This is a genomic window from Ramlibacter sp. (genome assembly GCF_035554825.1).
Taxonomy (GTDB): Bacteria; Pseudomonadota; Gammaproteobacteria; order Burkholderiales; family Burkholderiaceae_C; genus Ramlibacter.
In genome coordinates, this window is sequence record NZ_DATMHS010000127.1 from 25,290 (window position 1) to 31,955 (window position 6,666).

Below are 6,666 nucleotides of genomic sequence, written 5' to 3' on the forward strand. Positions count from 1 at the left end.
GCGGGCCGACCGGGCCGGCCGGTTGCATGACAGAATCGGGGTCCATGTTCTTCACCGTTCCCACGATCCTGACCTGGACGCGCATCGTCGCGATTCCGCTCATCGTCGGCGTCTTCTACGTGGGACTCGAGCCGCGCGTGCAGAACCTCGTCGCCACGATCATGTTCATCGTGTTCGCGCTCACCGACTGGCTGGACGGGTTCCTGGCGCGCCGCCTGAACCAGACCTCGGCGTTCGGCGCCTTCCTGGATCCGGTCGCCGACAAGTTCCTGGTCTGCGCCTCGCTGCTGGTGCTGGTGCACCTCAAACGGGCCGACGTCTTCGTCGCGCTGATCATCATCGGCCGCGAGATCGCGATCTCGGCGCTGCGCGAGTGGATGGCGCAGATCGGCGCGGCCAAGAGCGTTGCCGTGCACATGCTCGGCAAGGTCAAGACGACGGTGCAGATGATCGCGATCCCGTTCCTGCTGTTCGACGGCCTGCTGTTCCGCGCCATCGACACCGGCCTGTGGGGCACCTGGCTGATCTGGATCTCGGCGATCCTGACCGTCTGGTCCATGGTGTACTACCTGCAGAAGGCGCTGCCCGAAATCCGCCAGCGGGTGAAGTAGGCGATGGCGGCCCGCGACGACGCCCTGCTGCGGGCGATGCCCGCCGTGTTCGTCGTCATCTGGAGCACCGGCTTCATCGTCGCGCGCTACGGCATGCCGCACGCTCCGCCGATGAAGTTCCTGGCGCTGCGGTATGCGTGCTCGGTCGCCTGCTTCGCCCTGTGGGCGGTGGCCGCCCGGGTGCCGCTGCCGCGCAACCGCGGGCAATGGAAGCACCTGGCCGTGACCGGCATCCTGATGCATGCGGGGTATCTGGGCGGGGTCTGGGCGGCGGTGAAGCTGGGGATGGGCGCCGGCCTGGCGGCGCTGCTGGTCGGCCTGCAGCCGGTGCTGACCGCGGTGTGGATTTCGGCGCGCGGCGGGGCCGTCGGCCAGCGCCAGTGGATGGGGCTCATGCTCGGCTTCGCCGGGCTCGCGCTGGTCCTCTGGCAGAAGCTCGGCGTGGGCGAGATCAACGGCCCCAACGTGCTGCTGGCGATCCTGGCGCTTTTCAGCATCACCGCCGGCACCCTGTATCAGAAGCGCTTTCTCGAGCCGTGCGACGTCCGCACCGCCAACCTGGTGCAGCTGGCGGCGGCGCTGGTGGTCACGCTGCCGCTGGCGCTGCTGGAAACCGAGGCCGTCCGCTGGAACGGCCAGATGATCGGCGCGCTGGCGTGGTCGGTGCTGGGGCTGACGCTCGGCGGCAGCTCCTTGCTGTACCTGCTGATCCAGCGCGGCGCGGCGACCGCGGTGACCACCCTCTTGTACCTCGTGCCGCCGTGCACCGCCTTGATGGCCTGGGTGCTGTTCGCCGAGCCGATCGGCCTGCCGACGCTGCTGGGCATGGGCCTGACGGCGCTGGGGGTCAGCCTCGTCGTGCGGCAGTGGCGGTGAGCTTCCACGGCTCGCCGCGGAAGCGCTCGGCCAGGTAATCGACCAGCAGGCGGATCCGCCGGGGCGTGGACGCGGTGTGCGGCGCCACCCAGTGGATGTCGGCGTCGACCATCGCATAGCCGGGCAGCACCCGCACCAGTTCACCGGTCGCCAGCGCGCCGGCGATGTCCCACAGGCTGCGCAGCATGATGCCGCGACCGGCCAGGCACCAGTCGCGGACCAGCTCGCCCGAGTTGCTGGACAGCGGTCCCCCGACCCGGACCCGCACTTCGGAACGATCGCGTTCCTTTTGCAGCCGCCAGATGTCGAACGCCTCGTTCTCGCGCACCACCAGGCACTCGTGCGCCGCCAGGTCTTCCGGGCTCGCCGGCATCCCGCGCCGGCGCAGGTAGTCGGGGGAGGCCGCCAGCACGCGCTGGTTGCGGGCGAGCCGCCGGCCGGTCCATTCGCTGGCCCGCGGACCGCGTACCGCCCACAACCAGACGGCGCCGTCGAAGCCTTCCAGGGCCAGGTCCGGCATCTGCTCGGTCAGTTGCAACTGCACCTCCAGCTGCGGATGGCGCGCCTGGAACTGCGCCAGCACCGGCCCCAGCCAGAGGCGCCCGAAGCCGAAGGTGGCGGCCAGGCGGATGCGCCCCACCGGTTCCCGGTGCCGCTCCTGCAGTTCGGCCTCCATCGCCTGGAAGCCGGCCAGCAGACCGACCGCGCGAGCGCACAAGGTCTCGCCTTCGGCGGTGGGCACCACCCGGCGCGTGGTGCGCTGGAACAGCTTGAGCCCGAGCCGCGCCTCCAGCGCCGCCAGCCGCTTGGTGATGACGGACGGCACGACGTTGGCGGCGGCGGCGGCGCCGGCCAGGCTGCCGTGCTCGCGGATGCCCAGCAGCAGCTGCAGGTCCGCGCGATCGAGGTGGAGTTTCGATTGCTGCACGATTGGAAAGAATCGGTTGCCGCATTATTGCTTGCCGGGGGCGACCGCCGCGGTCCAGAATCGCGTCCATGCTGTCGTCTTTCGAGCGGTTCGAGGTCATGCGCGGCGCGGTCCGCCTCGCCGGCTGGCGCGCGGGGCAGGGCGCGCCCCTGCTGCTGCTGCACGGGCACCCGCAGACGCATGCGATGTGGCATCGCGTGGCGCCGGCCCTGGCGCAGCAGTTCAGCGTCGTGCTGATGGACCTGCGCGGCTACGGCGATTCCGACCGCCCGCCCGCGGGCGCCGGCAGCGCGGCGTACAGCAAGCGCGAGATGGCGCTGGACGCCCACGCCGTGATGCAGTCGCTAGGCCACGCGCGCTACGGCGTCCTGGCCCATGACCGCGGCGCGCGCGTGGCGCACCGCCTGGCGGCCGACCTGCCGCAGGCCGTCGAACGGATGCTGCTGCTCGACATCGCGCCCACGCTGGCCATGTACCAGCACACCAGCGAGGCCTTCGCCCGCGCCTACTGGCACTGGTTCTTCCTGATCCAGCCGCCGCCCCTGCCCGAGGCGCTGGTCGAATCCGACCCGGCGCGCTACGTGCGGTCGGTGATGGGGCAACGGCGCGGCGGCCTGGCGCTGTTCGCGCCCGAGGCCCTGGCCGAGTACGCTCGCTGCATGGCGCGGCCCGGGTCCGCGCAGGCGGTGTGCGGCGATTATCGCGCCAGCGCCGGCATCGACCTGGAGCACGACCGCGAGGACATCGCCGCGCAGCGCCGGCTGCAGGCGCCGCTGCGCGTGCTGTGGGGCGAGCACGGCGTCGTCGGCGCCTGCTTCGACGTGCTCGCGTTGTGGCGCGAGCGGGCCGAGCACGTCACCGGCCGCGCGCTGCCGTCCGGCCACTACATCGCCGAAGAAGTTCCGCAGCTGCTGCTGGACGAGGCGCTCGATTTTTTCTGAAGGAGCATGAAGCAATGAGCAAGAAGCGCATCGCCGTCATCGCCGGCGACGGCATCGGCAAGGAAGTGATGCCCGAGGGCGTTCGCGTGATGGAGGCGGCGGCGACGAAGTTCGGCATCGACCTGGCGTTCGACCACTTCGATTTCTCCAGCTGGGAGTACTGCGAAAAGCACGGCAAGTACCTGCCCGACGACTGGAAGGAGCGCATCGGCGGCCACGACGCCATCTACTTCGGCGCCGTCGGCTGGCCCGAGAAGATCGCCGACCACACGTCGCTCTGGCAGTCGCTGCTGTTGTTCCGCCGCGAGTTCGACCAGTACGTGAACCTGCGGCCGGCGCGGCTGATGCCCGGCATCATCGCCCCGGTGGTGCGCAAGGACGGCAGCCGCCGCGAGCCCGGCGAGATCGACATGTACATCGTGCGCGAGAACACCGAGGGCGAGTACTCTTCGATCGGCGGCCGCATGTACCAGGGCACCGAGCGCGAGATCGTCATGCAGGAGACGGTGATGTCCCGCACCGGGGTCGACCGGGTCCTGAAGTTCGCCTTCGAACTCGCGCAGTCGCGGCCGAAGAAGCACCTGACCAGCGCCACCAAGTCGAACGGCATCGCGATCACCATGCCGTACTGGGACGAGCGCGTCGCCGAGATGGCGAAGTCGTATGCCGGCGTCAAGGTCGACAAGTTCCACATCGACATCCTGACGGCGCACTTCGTGCAGCGGCCCGATTATTTCGACGTGGTGGTGGCGAGCAACCTGTTCGGCGACATCCTCAGCGACCTCGGGCCGGCATGCACCGGCACCATCGGCATCGCGCCGAGCGCCAACCTGAATCCGGACCGCAAGTTCCCTTCGCTGTTCGAGCCGGTGCACGGCTCGGCGCCGGACATCTACGGCAAGAACATCGCCAACCCGATCGGCCAGATCTGGTGCGGCGCGATGATGTTGGAGTTCCTCGGCTACAAGCAGGCTCACGATGCGGTGCTCGCGACCATCGAAAAGGTGCTCGATCCCAAGAGCGGCGCCCCCCGCACCCCCGACATCGGCGGCACCGGCAGCACCACCGACCTGGGCAAGGCGATCGCGCAGGCGCTGTGAGCGCCGTTGGTTTCTGAAGGTGAAAACGGCGCGCCGCCGCGGTACGGCGGCGCGCCGCGCGGCGTCGTGGAAAGCCGTCAAAAGCGTCTAGAATCCGCGTCCGGCCCGTTGTAAAGCCGCCTTTCGTATTGACACCGTCTGGCGCGGTGGCTCTAATGGGTCGGTGGCTTTCAAGCCGCGATAGAAGCCTCGCCCGCCGGCCGCGCGCCGCACGGGAGAGGGACGGAAAAAATAAATCTTCAACAGATCAACTCATTCTCTCTGCGAGGGGCCCCCGTGAACAAGACCGAACTGATCGAGCACATCTCCCGGCATGCGGACATTTCCAAGGCGGCGGCCACGCGCGCGCTGGAATCGATGATCTGCGCCGTCAAGATCACCCTGAAGAAGGGCGGCTCGGTTTCACTGGTCGGTTTCGGCACCTTCGCCGTGGGCAAGCGGGCCGCCCGCAGCGGCCGCAATCCGCGCACCGGCGCAGCGATTAAAATCAAGGCTGCCAAGGTTCCCAAGTTCCGTCCCGGCAAGGCGCTCAAGGATGCGCTGAACTGAGCGGCCGTGCGGGGTGCTTAGCTCAGCTGGTAGAGCGGCGCCCTTACAAGGCGTAGGTCGGCGGTTCGATCCCGTCAGCACCCACCAACAGCAAAGGCGAACATCAGTTCGCCTTTTGTTTGTGCGAAACACCGCTCGCGCGAGGGCCCTGGCGTGAGGCCGGTGCGAGCCGCCGAGATGTTCCAACGTTGTGAGTTGAGCCATGTTTGATTTCGTCCGCAAGCACACCCGGGTCATGCAGGTGATTCTGTTCCTGCTGATCTTCCCTTCGTTCGTGCTGTTCGGGCTCGAAGGCTACAACCGTTTCCGCGAGAAGGGCGAAGCCGTGGCCAAGGTCGACGGCCGCGAGATCCTGCAAAGCGAGTGGGATGCCGCGCACAAGCAGGAAGTGGAGCGTCTGCGCCAGCAGGTGCCCAATCTCGACGCCAAGCTGCTGGAGTCGCCGGCCGCCAAGTACGCGACCCTGGAGCGCCTGGTGCGAGATCGCGTGCTGGCCGCCGCCGCCGCGAAGTCCAAGCTGGTGACGAGCGACCTGCACCTGGCGCGCGAGCTGCAGCGCAACGAGATGATCGCCGCGCTGCGCGGCCCCGACGGCAAGCTGGACATGGCCAAGTACCGCCAGCTGGTCGGCGCGCAGGGGATGACGCCGGAGATGTTCGAAGCCGGCGTGCGGGCCGAGCTCTCGGCCAACCAGGTGCTGCTGGGGATCGGGGGCACCACGTTCGCCACGCCCACCCAGGCGCGGTTGGCGCTCGATGCCTTCGTCGAGCAACGCGAAGTCCAGGTCGCGCGCTTCGCGCCCGCCGACTACGCCAGCCAGGTGAAGCCGACCGACGCCGAGCTCGAAGCGTTCTACAAGGAGAACCAGACGCTGTTCCAGGCGCCGGAACAGGCGAACATCGAATACGTCGTGCTCGATCTGGACACGGTGAAGAAGGGCCTGACCGTGAACGAGTCGGACCTCAAGAGCTATTTCGAACAGAACGTGGCGCGGCTGGGCGGCCAGGAAGAACGTCGCGCGAGCCACATCCTCGTCACCGTGCCCAAGGGCGCCGCCGAGGCCGACAAGCAGAAGGCGCGGGCGAAGGCCGAGGAACTGCTGGCGCAGGTGAAGAAGGCGCCCGACAGCTTCGCCGAGGTCGCGAAGAAGAATTCGCAGGACCCGGGCTCCGCGGCGCAAGGCGGCGACCTCGACTTCTTCGCCCGCGGGGCGATGACCAAGCCGTTCGAAGACGCAGTGTTCTCGATGAAGAAGGGCGACATCGCCGGTCCGGTGGAGACCGAATTCGGCTTCCACATCGTCAAGCTGACCGACATCAAGGCGCCCAAGCAGCGCAACTTCGACCAGATGAAGCCCGAGCTCGAAGCGGAGGTGCGAAAGCAGCTGGCGCAGCGCAAGTACGCTGAGACGGCCGACGCCTTCACCAACGGCGTCTACGAACAGTCGGACAGCCTCAAGCCGGTGGCCGACAAGCTGAAGCTGGACATCAAGACGGCCGCGCAGGTGACGCGCCAGCCCGCGCCCGGTGCCGCCGGGCCGGTGGCGAATCCGAAGTTCCTCGCCGCCCTGTTCGCGCCCGACAGCGTGGAAAAGAAGCGCAACACCGAAGCGGTGGAGATCGCCCCGAGCACGCTGGTGTCCGGCCGCGTGACGCAGTACA

At 68.4% G+C, this 6,666-nt stretch carries 7 protein-coding genes and 1 tRNA gene; 7 read left to right on the forward strand and 1 reads right to left on the reverse strand.

The genetic code is table 11. The features are described from left to right. The first annotated feature begins 44 nt into the window (after positions 1-44). Together pgsA and VNT59_RS15495 are read left to right on the forward strand one after the other, a co-directional pair. The gene (gene pgsA / locus VNT59_RS15490) at positions 45-611 is read left to right on the forward strand and encodes a CDP-diacylglycerol--glycerol-3-phosphate 3-phosphatidyltransferase (protein WP_325499648.1); all 567 of its coding nucleotides are present in this window, start codon (positions 45-47) and stop codon (positions 609-611) included. Positions 612-614: 3 nt separating this feature from the next. Next, positions 615-1,487: a DMT family transporter gene (locus tag VNT59_RS15495; RefSeq protein WP_325499650.1), complete on the forward strand. Its 873-nt coding sequence runs from the start codon at positions 615-617 to the stop codon at positions 1,485-1,487. Here VNT59_RS15495 and VNT59_RS15500 read toward each other — a convergent pair. Continuing rightward, positions 1,459-2,415 (reverse strand): LysR family transcriptional regulator, encoded by a 957-nt coding sequence (locus tag VNT59_RS15500; protein ID WP_325499653.1) that lies wholly within the window; start codon positions 2,413-2,415, stop codon positions 1,459-1,461. The genes VNT59_RS15495 and VNT59_RS15500 overlap by 29 nt on opposite strands. A 68-nt stretch (positions 2,416-2,483) precedes the next feature. Here VNT59_RS15500 and VNT59_RS15505 point away from each other — a divergent pair, with 68 nt between their 5' ends. The 5 genes from VNT59_RS15505 to VNT59_RS15525 all read left to right on the forward strand — a co-directional run. Beyond that, positions 2,484-3,356 carry an alpha/beta fold hydrolase gene (locus VNT59_RS15505; protein WP_325499655.1) on the forward strand — a complete coding sequence of 291 codons (873 nt, stop codon included), beginning with the start codon at positions 2,484-2,486 and terminating at the stop codon, positions 3,354-3,356. Positions 3,357-3,370: 14 nt separating this feature from the next. Beyond that, positions 3,371-4,456 (forward strand): tartrate dehydrogenase, encoded by a 1,086-nt coding sequence (locus tag VNT59_RS15510; RefSeq protein WP_325499657.1) that lies wholly within the window; start codon positions 3,371-3,373, stop codon positions 4,454-4,456. Between the two features lie 276 nt (positions 4,457-4,732). Then, positions 4,733-5,005, forward strand: a complete 273-nt coding sequence (locus VNT59_RS15515; RefSeq protein ID WP_325499659.1) for an HU family DNA-binding protein — start codon at positions 4,733-4,735, stop codon at positions 5,003-5,005. A gap of 11 nt (positions 5,006-5,016) precedes the next feature. After that, a tRNA-Val gene (locus VNT59_RS15520) sits at positions 5,017-5,092 on the forward strand. Positions 5,093-5,207: 115 nt separating this feature from the next. After that, positions 5,208-6,666, forward strand: a 1,459-nt coding sequence (locus tag VNT59_RS15525; protein ID WP_325499661.1) for a SurA N-terminal domain-containing protein, incomplete at its 3' end; no start/stop codon positions are given.